The following is an 18,673-nucleotide window of genomic DNA, read 5'->3' as shown; positions in this document are numbered from 1 at the left end:
GGCCGTAAGGCTGCGGCGAAGCTTGTGCGAGGCCGGTGTTGCACGCAAGGGTGTGCGTATTCGCCTTGCAATTTGTGCCTAGGCATTCCATGCAGCTTCTGGATTTCATGAAGCTGGAGCTGACAGTGCCTGCCGTTGGAATTGATCTTGGAACGACAAATTCGCTGGTTGCCGTGTTTGAAAACGGCGCTCCCCGTCTGATCCGCAACAAGGTTGGCGGCGTCCTGACCCCTTCGGTCGTCAGCTTTGATGGGGAACACCTCTATTCCGGCGAAACGGCGCGCGCCCGCATGGTGACGCATCCGAAAGAGACTGTTTCGGCCTTCAAACGTGCGATGGGCACGGAAACCACCTTCAAGCTGGCCGGCCAGGTCTTCACGCCTGTGACCCTGTCCTCCGTTGTCCTTCAGTCTCTGAAGGCCGACGCGGAGGCTGAACTGGGCTGCCCGGTTGAGGACGTGGTCATCTCCGTCCCGGCCTATTTCAACGAAATGCAACGCAAGGCCGTGTCGCAGGCCGCCGTGATGGCGGGCCTCAACCCTGTCCGTCTCATCAATGAGCCCACCGCCGCTGCTCTGGCCTATGGCCTGCAGAACCTTGAGGAAGAGAGCACCTTCCTCGTATTCGATCTGGGCGGGGGCACGTTTGATGTCTCGATCCTGGAAGTGTTCGAGGGCGTCATGGAGGTGAAGGCGACCGCTGGTGATGCCTATCTCGGCGGCGAGGACTTCTCCCGCCTGCTCGAAGAGCACCTCACCAGTCAGCTTTCGCTGCGGCAGCGCTTTGATGGCAACAAGGCGGCCGTGCGCAAGCTGGCGGAGCAGGTGAAGCTCATGCTGAGCGAGAAGGACACCGCCGAGGTTTCGGCAGACCAGCCGGGCCTGTCGCTGTCTGCAAAGCTCTCCCGTGCCGGATACGAGGAAATTTGCGCACCGCTTCTGAAGCGGCTGCGCCAGCCGCTGGCCCGCGTGCTGCATGACGCAAGGCTGGAGCCGGGTGATCTGGACCGGGTGGTTCTGGTGGGTGGAGCAACGCGGATGCCCATGATCCGCTCTTTCGTGGCCCGGCATCTCAAGCATTTTCCCGAGGCCCATATCGATCCGGACCAGGCGGTTGCGCTGGGGGCTGCCGTGCAGGCGGGCCTCGTTGCCCGGAACGAGGGCCTGCAGGACGTTGTGATGACGGATGTCAGCTCGCACACGCTGGGCATCGAGGTCAGCCGCAGGATCGGAAAGCAGCACGTGCCGGGCTACTACCTGCCGATCATCCAGCGCAACACCGTCATTCCCGTTTCGCGGGAAGAGGTGGTATCGCCTCTGTCGCAGGATCAGAACGTCATCGAGGTGAATGTATTCCAGGGCGAAGCCCCTGATGTGTCCGGCAATGTCAGGCTTGGCAGTCTCTCGATCCCGCTTCCGCGTGCCCGCGACGGCCAGAACCGCCCGGTTTCCGTCCGCTTCACCTATGATGCAAGCGGCTTGCTGGATGTTGACGTCGTATCGCTCGTGGATGGGCGCAACGCAAATTTGCTGATCAAGAACCTGAGCGGCTCACTGACCGCAGAGGAGATCGCCAAGGCACGGGCGGAGATGGCAAAGCTCAAGGTGCATCCGAGGGATTCGGAAGAGAATGCCCTTTTCCGTGCCCGCCTTGCCCAGTGTTATGAGATGGCAAGATTTGAGGAGCGCGAGGCCGTGGGCGATCTGCTTGCCGCATTCGATGCCCTGATTGCCTCACAGGACCTGTCGGCAATCGCCAGTTTCCGGACTGGCTATGAGGAGGTCATCCAGCGCTTCGAGAGCGCGCATGTATTCTGAGGGCAAAGCCGGCTGGCCTTTCGGCGCGCTTGGTCTTGATGAACCGTCGAACGACGCGAAGGTCATCAAGCGGGCCTATGCGCGGCAGCTGAAGCAGGTTGATCAGGCGTCGGAGGCCGAGGCGTTTCAGGCCTTGCGGCAGGCCTATGAGACGGCTCTGGACTGGGCGGAAAAGGGGAGCGAGCCAGAGCCTCAGCTGCTGACTGAAGAAGACACAGGGATCTTGCCTGGAGTGCGAGAGCCCGGTGCCCCCGCCAGGAAGAGTGCCGCCCATGTGGAGTTCAAGGTTGAATTTGACCCGCTCCTGCCGCCGGAAAGGCAGCGGGTGGCTCCAATGTCTTCAGAGTGCAAGATTGACCAGCCGGATGAAGATCATGTTACGTCGTTGAAGGATCTGCTTCAGGCTGTTTATGACCTGGAACCGTCCGGAGACGCGCCGGACGTTCTTGTGCAATTGCTCGAAGATGTCGAGAACATGCCTTTGCATGAGCAGCAGGCCGTCGGATCAGCCGTCGTGCTTTACCTGCGCAAGTGCCTGGTGCAGCGAGAAGGTGCCGGATACTTTTTTAACGAGGGCTTCAACTCCAGCCTACGGGACTGCTTGGAGGCATTGTTTCACTGGTGGACGGATGTTGAGGCGCTCGAGAGGTTCGCTGGGCATGACGATGACTTGAAGATTGCCCTTCTATCTTTTGATAGGAAAAGTTTCCGTTCAAGTGCCCGCGCCGATGCCATAAGACGTTATGTAAATCGGCATTTTGAATATATTTCAACGTTCGGCTCTGCTGCAATTTATATTTGTATATACGCTTTTGTTGCCTTCGTATCCGGCTTTATTTTTAAATATCTGGGATGGGCCTCATTGGTATTTGTAACTATTCTTTTCCCGTTATTTCCGTTTGTGTGGCACTCCTTGATCTGCTTTCAGAAGTGTATTCGGCTTCTTTATAGAATTTCCATCGGAAGGTTTATGTGTAAATACGTTTTTAGAAAATAAAAAATATCCTTTTCCTGACGTTTGATTTCTGTCCAGTCTGGAAAATGAAGGTGGAAACTTGACGGGGGTAGAGGCTTGCGTGGGTGTTCATTGGGGCGCTGCCGCTGAGATGCCAGGGGAGCTGCATGTATTCTGAGGGCAAGGCCGGCTGGCCTTTCGGCGCGCTTGGTCTTGATGAACCGTCGAGCGACGCGAAGGTCATCAAGCGGGCATATGCGCGGCAGCTGAAGCAGGTTGATCAGGCGTCGGAGGCCGAGGCGTTTCAGGCCTTGCGGCAGGCCTATGAGACGGCTCTGAGGCAGGCCGAAACCAGGACCGGAATTGGCACTGGCACTGGCACTGTTGAAGGGCATGGGGATAGGCGCGGTCATGAGCACGACGGCGCTCTGTTGCAGTCCGTTACAGGCTCAGATCCTTCGGGGCCTGTGGCAGATCTTTCTGAGTCTGAGACGGCACGGGATCGCGCTGCAGAGGCGGAGGATGGCGGAGAGCCCGCTTCCGGCCGGCAGGACCGGGCTGCAGACGAAGCCTTTGCAGCCCTGAGACAGGCCATTTATGATCTGAAGCCTTCCAGGCGTTCTGCCTCGCGTCTCCTGAAGTTGCTCGCCCGAGTGGAGGATTTTCCCCACGATGAACAGCGGGACCTTGGCTTTGCCGTAATGTTCTATCTGCGCCGGTGTCTGGAGCAGCGCGACGATGGGGGCTATGTCCTCAAGACCGGCTTTAGCGAGAAGCTCAAATTCCGCCTGAACACATTGTTTCACTGGTGGGATGATGCTGTCGAAATGCGGGAGTTTGTTCAGGATGAAGATGAACTTTCTATTGCGTTGATCATGTATCGCCGTCCGCGCTCTATGATTGAATTGATATTGATAAAGATTTGGATGTATTTCTTATTCGTGGTTGATTATGTGATTTATATTTTGAGCATAATTTTTGCCATTGGTTTTATTATTGGGTTTTTGCTTGTTGTTGTTGAGGTTTTTTCAATGGACATGCATCCGATTTTGAAGATTTCCGCCGTGATAGTGCCGGTTCTTGTGTTTCTTCTGCATGCGGTTGGTGTTTTTGATGGGGTGTATAAAGCCACTCGCGTGAAATTTCGTTCTCTTCTTAGCAAGGCGAGAATACTAAATCTGATGCTGTGAGTTACATCGGGGCTTATAATTTTATTGTGCGGGCTACCGGTCTTCTGGGTTGCGTTTACGGTCAATTGGACTGGAGAGTACATGTACTCTGAGGGAACTGCTCGCTGGCCTTACGGGCTTCTCGGTCTTGATGAGCCCTCTGATGATCCGAAGCTTCTCAAGCGCGCCTATGCGCGGCAGTTGAAGCAGGTCGATCAGGCCGCTGAGGCCGAGGCCTTTCAGGCCTTGCGGCAGGCCTATGAGGCGGCGCTGAGATGGGCGCATGCAGAAGCGGCCGCTGTTGTGCCTGACCAGCCGTTGCCGGAGCTTGCTTCTCCTGCTCTGTCCCCTGCCGGAAATGCTGATGATCCCCTCGTGGAAGCGCAGCGCGCGTCCCCGGAGGCGGCGGCGGATGACGATCCGCTTGCGTTGCAGGCCGTGATGGAAGGCAACGGACTGCCTCCTGATCCGGCCGCAGAGCAGGCAGCGGCGCCTGATCCCGCAGAGCTGGCGCATCATGAGGCATTGGAACGCAGGCTTCAGGCCATTTACGGCTTGCGGCCATCATTCGGCTCTGCGTCCCGGCTCATCGCCTTGCTGGTCGCAGTTGAAGACCTGAGCCTCGGGGAGCAAAGGGCGGTTGGCTTTGCCGTCATGGCCTATTTGCGCAAGTGCATGAGACGGCGCAGGGACGGCGGCCATGTTCTTGGACGCGGCTTCAACAAGAAGCTCAGGCTGCGCCTTGAAGACTTGTTCCACTGGTGGACCGACAATACGGAGCTTGTGCATTTCGCCGGGCATGATCAGGCCCTTGCATCGGCCCTTCTGGCCTGCAGGCCGCGGAAGTTCAGGCCTCTGCAGGCGCTCTTCTTTGCGTTCAGGCTTACGGCCGTTCTGCTTGCCGCCGGATTCTATCTCGCGCTTCTGATCGCTGCGGTTTTTGCGATGCTCCGGCCCGATCTGCTGGGCCTGACCCAGAGCCCGTCCTCGCTCGTCTTTTCCTTGCTGCCCGTTGCGATCCTGTTCGCGGCTCTCATAGGCAAGAACCTGAAGAAATAGGGCGGGCAGGCTTTTGCCGCACCGGCCCAGCGTCCGCACCGCCCTCACCATCCGCCGCACCAGGGACGAACCCACGGTGCCGATCGAGCGGTGAGGGGGGCTGACGACTGCTGCTTGGGGCTGCGGCTCTAGCTTCCGGGCGTTGCGGCTGATCCTGCCAGGATGCCGCCGTCGATCGTCAGCTCTGCGCCCGTCATGTAGGGGGCCTCGTCAGAGGCAAGGAACACGGCCAGCGCCGCAACTTCCTCCGGTCTGCCGAACCGGCGCAGCGGCGTATCGGCCACCATGGCCGCCTCCCGTTTGGCTCTGTCCGGCCCGTCGCCCAGCATTGGCTCCCACATGGGCGTCATGACGGCGGCAGGGTGGATCGAGTTGCAGCGGATCTTCAGGCCTTGGCCTGCACAATAGAGCGCCACGCTCTTTGTGTGGTTGCGTATCGCCGCCTTTGAAGAGGCGTAGGCGGCGGCCATCGGAATGCCGACCAATCCTGAGCGGGAAGAGATGTTGATGATCGACCCGGCGCCCCTCGCCCGCATGGCGCGGATGGCATAGCGGCATCCCAGAAACGTGCCGTCGAGGTTGACCGCATGCACGGCTCTCCAATCGGCAAGCTGTGCGTGTTCAGGATCATGCGCTGGCGGCGCGCCATTGGCCATGTCCTCAAAGCCGGTAACGCCGGCATTGTTGACGAGAATGTCGAGCTCAGGGAACAGGCGCTCCGCCCGGCTCCAGTCCGCTTCAGAGGCCACATCCAGATGATAATATGTGCCGCCGATGGCCCCGGCTGTGGCTTCACCGCCTTCGTCGTTGATATCGGTCACAATGACGCTCGCGCCTTCATCGGCAAAGGCCTTGGCAATGGCCGCACCAATACCGCGCGCCGCCCCCGTCACGAGAGCGCGCTTTCCAGAAAGTCTGGGCATGATAAATCCCTGGATTCCAAAGTGAGGGTGCGTGGCCGCTGGTCATTCCAGCTCTCGATGAGCTTCTCTCATCAAGAGCGGCGAAAGCCCGTGCTGCGCTTGGGCAGCCTCAAGGCGCAATGAGACAGCATTGAAGGTCTTGGTCAAATGCCAAGCCAGTGGCCACGGTTCGGCGAATGTCCAGTTTACCGGTTGCGGTTGTCCATGTCCGTCACTCCTCAATCTGAGGCAAAGGGGTACCCGGCAGCGGTGGGGGCGTCAAGGGCAGGGCGGCTGGGCGGGGCTTTCAGTGGGGTTTGTTTGTGGCGTTGGCGTGGTGGTGATTATCCTGAGACGCTCATTACCTGACAGAGCCGCGTGTTGAACCGGATGCAGGCAGCCCGGTGTTCTGATTGCATTGAAGCCTGTTTGGGTTCGGTTGTCAGCGTCTCTCCTTTTGCTTTTCCGAAAGTGGACTACATGACCATTCCATGGAGGATATCCTGAAAGCCGCACGCCGGCGCTTCCAGACTGGCCAGTCGTCGGATGGGATGTAAAATCAGGGCTCTGCGCAGCTGAGCGATGACGCTTCGGCATTGCGAGGATGTCTTGCAGATTTTGCAAGGCCCCTCAAAAAGCGCGTGCAGCAGGCACGGAGCTTCAGTCTGCCGACGCGTTTGCAATCTCTCCCGTCATCCTCGGCCTTGTGCCGAGGATCTGCACAAGTGAATGGCTAGCAGATGGCCGGGACAAGCCCGGCCATGACGAAAGAGAAGAAAGCCTCCTTTGCCCCCAAACAAAAATGCCCGCGGCGGGCGCGGGCATTCGGGTCTTGCCGGGCGGGAGGGCCCGGAGGTTTGTTCTCTGGATCAATCCTCAGGATCGGCCCACATGACCGGTCTCCTGATCAGGTGCGCTGATCCGAAGAGCCGGTCAGAGACGGATCAGAGGAACTGGACGTTCTCGATCTCGTAGGAGCGGGCGCCGCCGGGGGCGGCGACTTCGACGCTGTCGCCGATCGTCTTGCCGATGAGGGCGCGGGCGATGGGGGAGGAGATGGAGATCTTCCCCTGCTTCACGTCTGCTTCCACGTCGCCGACGATCATGTACTTCTTCTCTTCCTCGGTGTCCTCGTCGATGAGGGTGACCGTGGCACCGAACTTGACGGTGGTGCCGGAGAGCTTCGAGACGTCGATGATTTCAGCGCGGCTGAGCTTGTCTTCAAGCTCGGCGATGCGGCCCTCGTTGTGGCTCTGCGCTTCCTTGGCGGCGTGGTACTCGGCGTTTTCCGACAGGTCGCCGTGGGCGCGCGCTTCGGAAATGGCCTCGACGATCCGGGGCCGCTCGACCGACGTCCGCTCCTTCAATTCCACCTGCAGCATTGCGTAGCCGGCGGCGGTCATCGGGATCTTTTCCATTGGCCGTAGACCTTCTGGTTAAGTGGTCCGCTTGCGCGGACGAAACGTCAAAAAAACACAATCAAGCCGGACGTTTCACCGTCTGGCCGGAGTGCGGATGATACAGTTCTGGAGCGTCCTCCGCCCGGGTTCATGATCCGGCCAAGAGAAAACCGCTTCAGATTTAATGCTAAGATCGCATTCTGATCGTGCGGGCCACGATGGCCCGCACGAGACTATGCTCTAGGCGAAGTAGGACTGCAAGGGCCTGACTTCAAGCCCCCCGCTCTTGTAGGCCTCGATGCCCTTGGAAGCGGCCACGGCGCCGGCCAGCGTCGTGTAATAGGGCACCTTCTGCAGGAGGGCAGCACGGCGCATGGAGCGGCTGTCCGACATGGCCTGCATGCCGTCCGTGGTGTTGATCACCAGCTGGACCTCGCCGTTCTTGATCACGTCCACGATATGCGGGCGGCCTTCGGAAACCTTGTTGATCTTGGCGCAGGTGACGCCATGCTCCTCAAGGTAACGCTGGGTGCCGCTGGTGGCGATGATGCGGAAGCCGTTGGCCGCGAGGCGCTTCACCGCGTCCAGCACGCCTTCCTTGTCCTGGTCGCGCACGGAGACGAACACCGTGCCGCCCACCGGCACGCCCGTGCCGCCGCCGATCTGCGACTTGGCGAAGGCGGTGCCGAAGTTGGCATCAAGGCCCATGACTTCGCCGGTGGAGCGCATTTCCGGGCCAAGGATGGTGTCCACACCCGGGAAGCGGGCGAAGGGGAACACGGCTTCCTTGACGGCCACGTGCTTCAGCGGCTTTTCGCTGAGGTTGAACGAGGCAAGGCTTTCTCCGGCCATGATGCGGCTGGCGATCTTGGCCACCGGCACGCCGATGGTCTTGGCGACGAAGGGCACCGTGCGCGAGGCGCGCGGGTTGACTTCGAGCACATAGATCTGGCCGTCGCGGATCGCGTACTGAACGTTCATCAGGCCGCCGACTTCGAGCGCCTTGGCCATGGCAATGGTCTGGCGTTTCAGCTCGGCGATCATTTCGGCCGAGAGCGTGTAGGGCGGCAGGGAGCAGGCGCTGTCACCGGAGTGAATGCCGGCTTCCTCGATATGCTCCATGATGCCGCAGACGAACACGTCCTTGCCATCCGACAGGGCATCCACGTCCACCTCGATGGCGCCATCGAGATAGCGGTCGAACAGCAGCGGGTTGGTGCCGAGCAGGGTGTTGATCTGGCCGGTCTTGTCGTTCGGATACTTGGCACGGATTTCACCGGGCACCAGCTCCGGCAGGGTGCCGAGCAGGTAGGAGTTCAGCGACTCTTCGTCGCGGATGATCTGCATCGCACGGCCGCCCAGCACGTAGGACGGGCGCACCACCAGCGGCAGGCCAAGTTGGCTGGCGATGAGGCGGCCCTGCTCGACGGAATAGGCGATGCCGTTCTGCGGCTGCTTCAGGCCGATCTTGGTCAGGAGGCGCTGGAAGCGGTCGCGGTCTTCGGCAAGGTCGATCATGTCCGGCGAGGTGCCGAGGATCGGCACATTGGCCTTGACGAGCGCCTGCGCCAGCTTCAGCGGGGTCTGGCCGCCGAACTGGACGATGACGCCGTGCAGCGTGCCGTTTTCCTGCTCCGTGCGGATGATCTCCAGCACGTCTTCTGCGGTCAGCGGCTCGAAATAGAGCCGGTCGGAGGTGTCATAGTCGGTGGACACTGTCTCCGGGTTGCAGTTGACCATGATGGTCTCATAGCCCGCTTCCTGCAGCGCAAAGGCCGCATGGCAGCAGCAATAGTCGAACTCGATGCCCTGGCCGATCCGGTTCGGGCCGCCGCCGAGGATGACCACCTTCTTCTTGTCCGAGGGGCGGGCTTCGCTGGCCAGCGCGCCGGCAAAGGGCGTCTCGTAGGTGGAATACATGTAGGCGGTGGGCGATGCGAATTCCGCCGCGCAAGTGTCGATGCGCTTGAACACCGGATGGACGTCAAGATCCGCGCGGATCTTGGCAATATCGGCTTCGTCCTTGCCGGTCAGCGAGGCGAGGCGGGCGTCGGAGAAGCCCATGCCCTTCAGCTTGCGCAGCATCACCGCATTGTCCGGCAGGCCGTTGGCGCGGACCTTCTCTTCCATGGCGATGATGCCGGAGAGCTGCTCCAGGAACCAGGGGTCGATGCCACAGATGCTGTAGATCTGGTCCAGCGGCGTGCCGAGGCGGATGGCCTGGGCGACGTTGAGCAGGCGCGTCGGCGTCGGCGTCGAGATGGCGGCACGGATGGCGTTCTTGTCGTCGCCCTGGCCAAGGCCGGGGATTTCCACCTCGTCGAGGCCGGTCAGGCCGGTTTCGAGGCCGCGCAGGGCCTTCTGCAGGCTTTCCGGGAAGGTGCGGCCGATGGCCATGACTTCGCCGACGGACTTCATGGCCGTGGTCAGCACCGGATCGGAGCCCGGGAACTTTTCGAAGGCAAAGCGCGGGATCTTGGTGACGATGTAGTCGATGGACGGCTCGAACGAGGCCGGGGTGGCGCCGCCGGTGATGTCGTTCTCCAGCTCATCCAGCGTGTAGCCGACGGCGAGCTTGGCCGCGATCTTGGCGATCGGGAAGCCGGTGGCCTTGGAGGCCAGAGCCGAGGAGCGCGACACGCGCGGGTTCATCTCGATGACGACGAGGCGGCCGTTCTGCGGGTTCACGGCGAACTGCACGTTGGAGCCGCCGGTTTCCACGCCGATCTCGCGCAGCACCGCAATCGAGGCGTCGCGCATGATCTGGTATTCCTTGTCGGTCAGCGTCAGCGCCGGCGCGACGGTGATCGAGTCACCCGTGTGCACACCCATCGGGTCGATGTTCTCGATGGAGCAGATGATGATGCAGTTGTCCGCCTTGTCGCGGACCACTTCCATCTCATACTCCTTCCAGCCCAACAGGCTTTCGTCGATGAGGATCTGGCCGACCGGGGAGGCGTCGATGCCCGAGCGGGCGATCGTCTCGAATTCCTCACGGTTATAGGCCACGCCGCCGCCGGTGCCGCCAAGGGTGAAGGCCGGGCGGATGATGGCGGGCAGGCCGATCTCGTCCAGCGCCTTCATGGCTTCCATGAAGCCGGCGTTGCGGTCATAGCCGGTGATCTTGCCGTTGGCATCGCGGATGGCAGGCGAGGAGGCAATCGAGGCGCGCGGGTTTTCAAGCCCGATCACATCCATCGCGGCGCGGAACTTCTCGCGGTCTTCGGCCTTCTCGATCACGTCGGCACGGGCGCCGATCATTTCCACGCCGAATTTCTCCAGCACGCCGTCGCGCTCAAGGTCCAGCGCGCAGTTGAGTGCCGTCTGGCCGCCCATGGTCGGGAGCAGCGCGTCGGGGCGCTCCTTCTCGATGATGCGGGCAACGACTTCCGGGGTGATGGGCTCGATGTAGGTCGCGTCGGCCAGATCCGGGTCGGTCATGATCGTCGCCGGATTGGAGTTCACGAGGATGATTCGATACCCTTCCTCGCGCAAGGCCTTGCAGGCTTGCGTGCCCGAATAATCGAATTCACAGGCCTGACCGATAACAATCGGGCCTGCGCCAATGATCAGGATGGAGGAAATGTCTGTGCGTTTGGGCATCGTGGCTCGCATCGGCCCGCCGCCGCGCTCTGTCGCGCGTGCGCCTGGGCTCGTCCTTGAGGAATGACACTGGTGGCTGAGCGCGCCTTATAGGCAATAAAGGCGAAGGATGAAACCCCGGATCGCCGTCAATCGAGCGCTTTTGCGTTTCCGTCTTCTTCCGGTACGGGAAGCGGTGGCGCGGAGCGGGTGTTCTGGCCATCAAAATCGCCGATTCCCGCCTGCAGGGCATAGCAGGCGAGGCGGACGTATTTGGGGATTTCGACAGGCCGTCCGTCGCGGTTCCCCTTCTCATAATACTGGATCATCCGCTTCTTCAGGCCCAGCCGCTCGGCGGCGTCCTTCTGTTTGAGGCCGAGGGCGCGCCGCCAGTCGCGGAACTGCTCCGGTGTCATGCCTGCCGTCTTCTTGCCGCTCATCGCTGTTATCCTGATTGATGCTGATTATCTGACTGGCGGATAGCGCACTTGTTGCGCCTCTGGAAGTGCTCAGCCGCGTCTGTCCGGCAAATTTCTGCGGCTCCTGCCGCGGGGTGGGCTGGCGGGGGCTGCTTTTCTGGCGGCTATGCACTTTCTGCGATCTTTCTGCCGCCTTCATACGTTTTTGATTGCATCCTGCCTGTATCGGGATGGTTACCGGCAGGTAAAATACAATTTAGGAAAATCGTGATTAATTTCCTTTCGAATTGATAACGTTAATATGGAACCCGGCGTGATATCTTGTTTTCGAGGTTCTCGCCGGGGGGCATTGGTGATTATACAGAGGCCCTTCTGGAACAGATTCTTGTTGAGATTTCAGGATTCTGTCCCGTGTTACACTTCTGGAATGTATAGACATGCTGCGCGAGGGAAAGTTGGGCTCTTCATCCGGAGTGGCAGAAGTTGCCGGGCAGATCATTGAGCCGCTTGCGCGGTACCTGGAACGCAATGGCCTTGCGATTGAAGAGGTGGCGCGCAAGGCCGGTGTCATGCTGCCGCCCGCAAATGGGCGTTACGACCGTTATCTTCCGATGAATGACGTTGCCTGCCTGCTGCAACAGGCGGGGAAGTTGCTGGATGATCCGTTGATCGGGCTACGCTCGTCCGTCATGGAACCGGTGGTTCCCACCCATGCGCTCGTGCTCGCCTTGCCCTATGCCCCGACATTGCGCCGCCTCTTCGAGGTGCTTGGTGAAGCGCATGCCTCAATTGTTGATCTGGAGGCCTGCGAGGTCCGGCAGGTTTCCGGACGGCTTGAGGTGATCTGGCGCCATGTTCCGCGGGTGGTGCTGCGGGACCAGCTCAATGACTGTATTGCCGTCCTGGCCTGCATGTTCCTGTCGCTGGCTGCGGGGCCCGATTGTTTCAAGAATGTCGCAGTGCGGCTGGAACGGGGCAAGCCTGAGGATACGCGGCTGCACCGGCAGTGTTTTGGGCCAAATGTGCTGTTTGATCAGAACCATTCAGCGATCAGCCTGCCGGCTGAGCTGGCGGACAAGCCGCTGCCGGGAGCGTATCCGGTTCTTTTCGAGGCCCTGGTGGAACTGGCAATGCGGCGGCTCGCGGATCGCGGGCGGCTGTCGGGGATCACCGCGCTGGTCAGTGAGGAAATCGACCGGCGTGTGGGGGAGAAGGACCTGTCTCTCGAGAGTGTTGCCCGTGCCGTCGGTGTCAGTGGCCGGGTGCTGCAGCGCCGGCTGAGCGAGCAGGGGGTGACCTTCCACGAATTGCATGATGATGTCCGCCGCGGCATCGCGGCCGATCTGCTGCGCACAACGGGACTGCCAATCTCCGAGGTTTCGTTCCGCCTCGGGTTCTCGGCGGTGGGGAACTTCACCCGCGCAGCCAAGCGCTGGTTCGGGATGACACCGAGCGAATGGCGCAGGACTGAGGCCCGCCGCTGACAGGCCCAATGCTGCCGTGCCTGCAGGTGCCGGGTGAGTTGCAGCGCTGCCCGTCAGGATTGAAAGAATCGCGTTGCCGCTCGCCAAACCGTGCAGGGGAGGAGACCCGGCGCAGACGTGTGTGCCTCAGAGGCAGCTACACGCGCAGTTTGTCCCCTTGTTGAATATTCAAGCTCAGGAAAGTAAGGCCCCGGCTGACCATGTGGCGGAACTCTCCAATTTCTGCGTGACGTGGAGAATCAACTTTCCGGATTTTTCAACCTCGCAAGCTTTGCGTGTTTGCGCTGCACAATGTTGTTAAGTGCAGATTTCTTCGTGCAATTGATATCGATTTCACAGTCTTAAGAATTAGATATTTATTGCAGGGGCGTTCGGCCTGGCTGTGGGCTTTGCCGGGCGTCGTTGCTTGTGCTGTTTTTGTGGTTTGTTTGTATTCTTATATATCGATAATATGTAAATGGTGTTTTTCAAATGAATTTATTTATCGGTTTTCTTCTGTTTTTTGATGGATGTTCAGTTGTTTCTCTAAAATCTTTTTTGTTTTCTGGAAGAATTTCTGTGCATTTAGGGCAACTTAAGTGCTGAGTGATCGAAAATTGGCGCCTTATGAGAAGGAGTATACGTGAAATGGGTGGCATATTAGTGCCCGTGACGTAAATGAGCGTTGTGTTTGGAGCCTCCCTTACAAAGGAGTTCTCTTCATGACGCGAAATGCGGAAGGTGTCCCCAAAGATCCGGGTTTCCAAGGTGGGAGGAGGCCGGGATCTGCGCTGGCGCATTCATTTGTCACGCCCTGTTCAACCACCAGGCTAGAAAACGATGAACAGCTTAGCACCCAATATGGTCGTCATTCCGGACATCGCAGGTCCGGTCGTGGATGATGGCAGCGAGCCGAAACTCCTCGCGATCTCCGAGATGTCGGAGAATTTCGGCGTGACGCTCCGGACCCTGCGTTTCTACGAGGAAAAGGGCCTCATCAATCCGGTGCGTAAAGGCGCGCGCCGCTTCTATTCCGCCCGTGACGTCGGCCGGATGCGGGTCATTCTGCAGGCCAAGAAGATCGGCCTGACCCTGACCGAGATTCGCCGCGTGCTGAAGCTTGTTGAAAGCAGCACACCCCGCCGCAGCCAGCTGGAAGAACTGCGCGGCATCTGCGCCAGCCAGCAGGACATGCTGCGTGAGCAGCACGCGCTGCTGCAGGAGCAGGTGGCGGAAGTGGATCATGTGATGCAGTCCCTCGACCGGCTGATCGCCGTGTCCTGAGCTGCAGACCTTCCGGAATTGCAAGATACCGGAATTGAAAGATAACAGAGCCCGGGCGGCAGGCCGGGCTCTGTTTCTTTTTGGGAAAGGGCTGCGGCCGCTGGCAGGGCTCAGGATCCAAAAAAACGCCCCGGAAGCGCTGCTTGCCGGGGCGTTTTGATCTGCTGCGTGGGCCTGTCAGGCGCTTGCCTGCCTTGCCTCGCGCATCACCTCGGTGAAGCGCTGGAACAGGTAGTGGCTGTCACGCGGGCCGGGTGAGGCTTCCGGATGATACTGCACCGAGAACACGGGCTTGCCCTTGAGGCGGATGCCGCAGTTGGTGCCGTCGAACAGCGAGACATGCGTCTCTTCAACGTTTTCCGGCAGGCTTTCCTTGTCCACGGCAAAGCCATGGTTCATGGAGGTGATTTCCACCTTGCCCGTGGTGTGGTCGAAGACCGGATGGTTCGCGCCATGATGGCCCTGATGCATCTTCACGGTCTTGCCGCCGAGCGCCAGCGCCAGCATCTGGTGGCCAAGGCAGATGCCGAAGACCGGCAGACCCTTGTCCACCAGCGCCTGAATGGTGGCGACGGAATAGGTGCCGGTGGCCGCCGGATCGCCGGGGCCGTTGGACAGGAACACCCCGTCCGGGTTCATGGCAAGGATTTCGTCTGCCGGAGTTTCGGCCGGGACGACGGTCACCTTGCAGCCGGCATCGGCCAGCAGGCGCAGGATGTTGCGCTTCACGCCGTAGTCGATGGCGACGACGTTGAATTCCTTGTCCTGCTGCTCGCCGTAGCCTTCATCCCAGACCCAGGGGGTCTGCGTCCAGCTCTGGCTCTGGCCGCTGGTCACGTCCCTGGCAAGGTCCATGCCTTCGAGGCCCGGCCAGGCGGCGGCCTTGGCTTTCAGCGCGTCGATGTCGAACTTGCCATCCGGATGATAGGCGATGACCGCGTTCGGCACGCCAAGGTCGCGGATGCGGGCGGTCAGGGCGCGGGTGTCGATGCCGCTGATGCCGATGATGCCGCGTGCCTTCAGCCACTCGTCAAAGCGGCGGGCGGCGCGATAGTTGGAGGGGGAGGTGACGTCGGCTTTCAGCACCGTGCCGCGCACGCCGGAGGCGGACGCCATGTTCAGCGTCTCGATGTCGTCCTCGTTCGCGCCCACGTTGCCCACATGCGGGAAAGTGAAGGTCACGATCTGGCCGGCGTAGGAGGGGTCGGTCAGGATTTCCTGGTAGCCGGTGATGGCGGTGTTGAAGCAGACTTCTGCAACGGCCTCACCTTCGGCCCCAAGGCCCTGGCCCTCGATCACGGTGCCATCGGACAGCACCAGAAGTGCGGTGGCAGGCGGTATGGCCCACGCGTCTGCAGTCGCGGTCGTCATGTCTTGCAATCTCGGTGTTGTTGATGACATCATGGGCACCGAACGCCCGGATATGCCGAACCCGAGCCAGGCGCTAGCCCCGTGCTTCAAGCGCGGGAATGTAGGGGAAGCGTCCCGGTAGGTCAATATTGGTGTTCGGGAATAAAAAGGCCTTGAATCAAGGGCTTGTTCGCTTGGTACATTGCATGTGGGCAAATGGCCGGGTAAGAGGGCGTCTTTCAGCGGTCATATTCGTGGTTATTAGGGGCAAGACATGCGCGATGACATCAGTGCGTCCTTGAAGGATGCGCTTGAGGCCGGCGACAAACGCCGCGCTGCCACCCTGCGCCTCATCCTGACTGCCATCAAGGACCGGGAAGCGGCGGCGCGTGACTGCGGCCGCGATGGAATCACCGACGAAGAGGTGCATCAGTTCCTGAAGCGCATGCTGGCGCAGCGCGAGGAATCCCGTCAGGCCTATGAAGAGGCCGGACAGGTGGAACTGGCGGTTCAGGAAGAGGAAGAAAGCCAGATCATCCGCGAGTTTCTGCCCCGGCAGATGGGCGAGGATGAAATGCGCCGCATCTGTGCCGAGACCATCGCCGATATCGAGGCGCAGGGCCTGCGTGACATCGGCCGCTGCATGAACTCCCTCAAGGAGCGCTATCCGGGCCAGATGGACTTCGTGCAGGCCTCCTGCCTGGTGAAGGACCTGCTGCGCACCCGGCCCGGGGACAGCTGAGGGGCGCAGGGCCGGGTTCCGGTCTGGTAAAGACGGCCCGCCCGGCCCGGTCTGCGGGGAGGCCCTTGCAGGCGGCGCCCCCGCGCCTTAAGTCACTGCTTCCCTCAAAGGGGTACTCAAGGCTAATGTAATCCACTTGCCGCCATGGCCGGATGCCTCCGGCCCTGCGGGCCATTCCCGGCTTCCGGACAGGTTTCATGCGTTTCGACAACCGGCTACTGGACGAGATCAAGGCACGGCTGAGCCTTTCGGACATCGTGGGCCGGCGCGTGAGCTGGGACCGGCGCAAGACGCAGCCGGGGCGGGGGGACTTTTGGGCCTGCTGCCCCTTCCATCAGGAAAAATCCCCGAGCTTTCACGTGGATGACCGGCGCGGGCGCTACAAGTGCTTCGGCTGCGGTGCATCCGGCGATCATTTCCGTTTCCTGACGGACACTGAGGGCCTGAGCTTTCCCGAAGCGGTGGAGCGGCTGGCGGAGCAGGCCGGCGTTGCCCTTCCCGTGGCGGACCCGAAGATTGCCCGGCAGGAGCGCAAGAAGGCCGGCCTTGCCGAGGTCTGCGAGATGGCGGCGCAATTCTTCCAGATGGAATTCGGCGGCCCGCGCGGCCAGACGGCCCGCGCCTATGTGCAGCGCCGCCAGCTGAGTGCCGAGACCCTGAACGAGTTCCGCTTCGGCTTTGCGCCCGACACACGCGACAGCCTGAAACGCTTTCTGACGGAGAAGGGCGTCGAGGAGCCGGTGATGGTAGAGGCCGGTCTGGTGATCAAGCCGGATGATGGCCGCCCCTCTTATGACCGGTTCCGCGGGCGGCTGATGATCCCCATTCACGACGAGCGCGGCCGGGTCGTCGCCTTCGGCGGGCGCACGCTCGACCCCGATGGCCAGCCGAAATACCTCAACTCGCCGGAAACGCCGCTCTTCCACAAGGGCGTCATGCTGTTCAACGCCCACCGGGCACGCGAGCCTGCGTTCAAGAGCGGGCAGGCCTTTGTCGTGGAAGGTTATCTCGATGCCATCGCCTTGTGGCAGGCGGGCCTGCGCCATGTGGTGGCGACGCTTGGCACGGCTTTCACCGAAGATCAGGTGCTGCGGCTGTGGAAGCTGGCGGCGGAGCCTGTCGTGTGTTTCGACGGCGATGCGGCGGGTATTTCTGCGGCGCACCGGGCGATTGACCGCATCCTGCCGGTGCTGCGCAGCGGCCATTCCTTCCAGTTCTGCTTCCTGCCGGACGGGCAGGACCCGGACGACCTGATCAAGGCACGCGGGATCGCCGGGTTCCATGAGGAGGCCGCCAAGGCGCAGCCCTTGTTCGAGGCCGTATGGGACCGGGAGATCAGCGCCGCCAATCTGGACACGCCCGAGCGCAAGGCCGCGCTGGAAAAGCGCTTCGAGGACCTGATCGGCACCATTGCCGACGAGCGGGTGCGCAAGCGCTATCAGCTGGATTTCCGTCTGCGCCTGTCCAACCTCTTCTACGAGCATTCGCGCCGCCAGCGCAGCGCTGCGCAGGGGCAGGGCCAGAGACAGAGTTGGGGGCAGGGCGGAGAGCGCGGGCGCGGGCGGCCGGGCGATGCGGCAGTTGCCTTGCAGCTTCTGACGCGCGGGCCGGGCGGTGAGGCCATCACCGCGCCGCAGGGGCCGCTGTTCGGCACCGAGCGGCTGGTCTGCGGCATGTGTGTGAAATTCCCCGATCTGCTGGACAAGCACATCGAGCGCGTCGCCAGCCTTCCCTTTGCCGATCCGCTGCATGCGGGCTTCCGCAATGCGCTTTGCCGTGTGGCGCGGGACTTCAACAGCCTGACGGCCGCGCAGCTGGCCGAAGGGGTTGATGACAGCTTTTACAAGATCCTGCATGAGGTGATGACGGCGGACGAGGCGGGCGCGCAGAAGCACGGTGACTTCTCCGGCCTCTACCAGCGCTTCCCCTTGCTGAAGGCGACGCCGCCGGAGGACTTCATCGAGGCGGCTTTCCTGCATTTCCTCGACCAGATCGAGCTGATGGCGCTGGAGCAGGAACTGAAGCAGGAACTGGCGGCGGCCGAACACGCCTTTGACGAACTGGCCTGGAACCGCATCCGTGGCCTGACGCAGGATCTTTCCCGCCGGCGCGAGGAATGCGCCCGTGAAGAGGGGGAACTGGCTGAACGGGCGAAAAAACTGCGCCATGCAGGCCCGGCCATGGTGCCTGGCCATGGCAATCAGGCGGCCTCGTCCCCACATTAGCCGCGAGGCAAGTCCTCGGGATGGGCTGTTAACCCGGCAAAGGACCGCATTCACGGCCCAGACTGCGTTCTGACTGTGGCTATTTCGCGAATCACATTGACGATTCGCGAATCACACTTGCGAATCGGTGGCGTCGAGCTAAATAGGGGAATTCAGGCAGCCCACAGCGTTCATGATGGCAAGAGCCACGAGCGGAACATTCAGTCGCGCTGCATATCCTGAGGAATTGTCTGCCGGTCTGGCTTTGCCGGGGCGGTGTGGCGTCACTTGTCCGGTTTCCACCCTGCGGCTGCAGGGCTTTCCGGT

At 61.1% G+C, this 18,673-nt stretch carries 13 protein-coding genes; 8 read left to right on the top strand and 5 right to left on the bottom strand.

The window, feature by feature from the left end; all coding sequences use genetic code 11:
- Positions 1 to 89 precede the first annotated feature (89 nt).
- The 4 genes from ACVNHC_RS08890 (at position 90) to ACVNHC_RS08875 (ending at position 5,000) form a co-directional block, all read left to right on the top strand.
- Complete coding sequence (locus ACVNHC_RS08890) at positions 90 to 1,817, top strand: Hsp70 family protein (protein WP_457167026.1); 1,728 nt, start codon at positions 90 to 92, stop codon at positions 1,815 to 1,817.
- Positions 1,807 to 2,814 carry a hypothetical protein gene (locus tag ACVNHC_RS08885; protein ID WP_457167025.1) on the top strand — a complete coding sequence of 336 codons (1,008 nt, stop codon included), beginning with the start codon at positions 1,807 to 1,809 and terminating at the stop codon, positions 2,812 to 2,814. The genes ACVNHC_RS08890 and ACVNHC_RS08885 overlap by 11 nt, the downstream gene beginning before the upstream one ends.
- 125 nt (positions 2,815 to 2,939) lie before the next feature.
- On the top strand, positions 2,940 to 3,962 hold the full coding sequence (locus tag ACVNHC_RS08880; RefSeq protein WP_457167024.1) for a hypothetical protein: 1,023 nt from the start codon (positions 2,940 to 2,942) through the stop codon (positions 3,960 to 3,962).
- A gap of 81 nt (positions 3,963 to 4,043) precedes the next feature.
- Positions 4,044 to 5,000 carry a hypothetical protein gene (locus ACVNHC_RS08875; RefSeq protein ID WP_457167023.1) on the top strand — a complete coding sequence of 319 codons (957 nt, stop codon included), beginning with the start codon at positions 4,044 to 4,046 and terminating at the stop codon, positions 4,998 to 5,000.
- 128 nt (positions 5,001 to 5,128) lie between these two features.
- On the opposite strand, the gene ACVNHC_RS08870 is transcribed toward ACVNHC_RS08875, so the two are convergent.
- From ACVNHC_RS08870 to ACVNHC_RS08855, 4 genes are all read right to left on the bottom strand, one after another.
- Complete coding sequence (locus tag ACVNHC_RS08870; RefSeq protein ID WP_457167022.1) at positions 5,129 to 5,923, bottom strand: SDR family oxidoreductase; 795 nt, start codon at positions 5,921 to 5,923, stop codon at positions 5,129 to 5,131.
- A 923-nt stretch (positions 5,924 to 6,846) separates the two neighbouring features.
- Positions 6,847 to 7,320, bottom strand: coding sequence for a transcription elongation factor GreA (gene greA / locus ACVNHC_RS08865; RefSeq protein ID WP_055454032.1), 474 nt, complete (start codon positions 7,318 to 7,320; stop codon positions 6,847 to 6,849).
- 222 nt (positions 7,321 to 7,542) lie between these two features.
- Positions 7,543 to 10,905: a carbamoyl-phosphate synthase large subunit gene (gene carB / locus ACVNHC_RS08860; RefSeq protein ID WP_457167021.1), complete on the bottom strand. Its 3,363-nt coding sequence runs from the start codon at positions 10,903 to 10,905 to the stop codon at positions 7,543 to 7,545.
- Positions 10,906 to 11,033: 128 nt separating this feature from the next.
- On the bottom strand, positions 11,034 to 11,324 hold the full coding sequence (locus ACVNHC_RS08855; protein ID WP_082675989.1) for a helix-turn-helix domain-containing protein: 291 nt from the start codon (positions 11,322 to 11,324) through the stop codon (positions 11,034 to 11,036).
- A gap of 416 nt (positions 11,325 to 11,740) precedes the next feature.
- Between ACVNHC_RS08855 and ACVNHC_RS08850 the strand changes: the two genes are divergently transcribed.
- Both ACVNHC_RS08850 and ACVNHC_RS08845 read left to right on the top strand, forming a co-directional pair.
- Positions 11,741 to 12,787 (top strand): helix-turn-helix domain-containing protein, encoded by a 1,047-nt coding sequence (locus ACVNHC_RS08850; protein WP_457167020.1) that lies wholly within the window; start codon positions 11,741 to 11,743, stop codon positions 12,785 to 12,787.
- Positions 12,788 to 13,606: 819 nt separating this feature from the next.
- Positions 13,607 to 14,050 carry a MerR family transcriptional regulator gene (locus tag ACVNHC_RS08845; RefSeq protein ID WP_050474887.1) on the top strand — a complete coding sequence of 148 codons (444 nt, stop codon included), beginning with the start codon at positions 13,607 to 13,609 and terminating at the stop codon, positions 14,048 to 14,050.
- A 177-nt stretch (positions 14,051 to 14,227) separates the two neighbouring features.
- On the opposite strand, the gene carA is transcribed toward ACVNHC_RS08845, so the two are convergent.
- Positions 14,228 to 15,421, bottom strand: coding sequence for a glutamine-hydrolyzing carbamoyl-phosphate synthase small subunit (gene carA / locus ACVNHC_RS08840; RefSeq protein WP_457167019.1), 1,194 nt, complete (start codon positions 15,419 to 15,421; stop codon positions 14,228 to 14,230).
- 253 nt (positions 15,422 to 15,674) lie between these two features.
- Here carA and ACVNHC_RS08835 point away from each other — a divergent pair, with 253 nt between their 5' ends.
- Together ACVNHC_RS08835 and dnaG are read left to right on the top strand one after the other, a co-directional pair.
- On the top strand, positions 15,675 to 16,142 hold the full coding sequence (locus tag ACVNHC_RS08835; RefSeq protein WP_050474889.1) for a GatB/YqeY domain-containing protein: 468 nt from the start codon (positions 15,675 to 15,677) through the stop codon (positions 16,140 to 16,142).
- A gap of 197 nt (positions 16,143 to 16,339) precedes the next feature.
- Positions 16,340 to 18,367, top strand: coding sequence for a DNA primase (gene dnaG, locus ACVNHC_RS08830; RefSeq protein WP_457167018.1), 2,028 nt, complete (start codon positions 16,340 to 16,342; stop codon positions 18,365 to 18,367).
- Positions 18,368 to 18,673 lie beyond the last annotated feature (306 nt).

The sequence above is a fragment of the Pannonibacter sp. Q-1 genome (assembly GCF_054073275.1).
The sequence above is the reverse complement of the archived record's forward strand: the minus strand, read 5'-3'. Positions and strand labels throughout refer to the sequence as shown.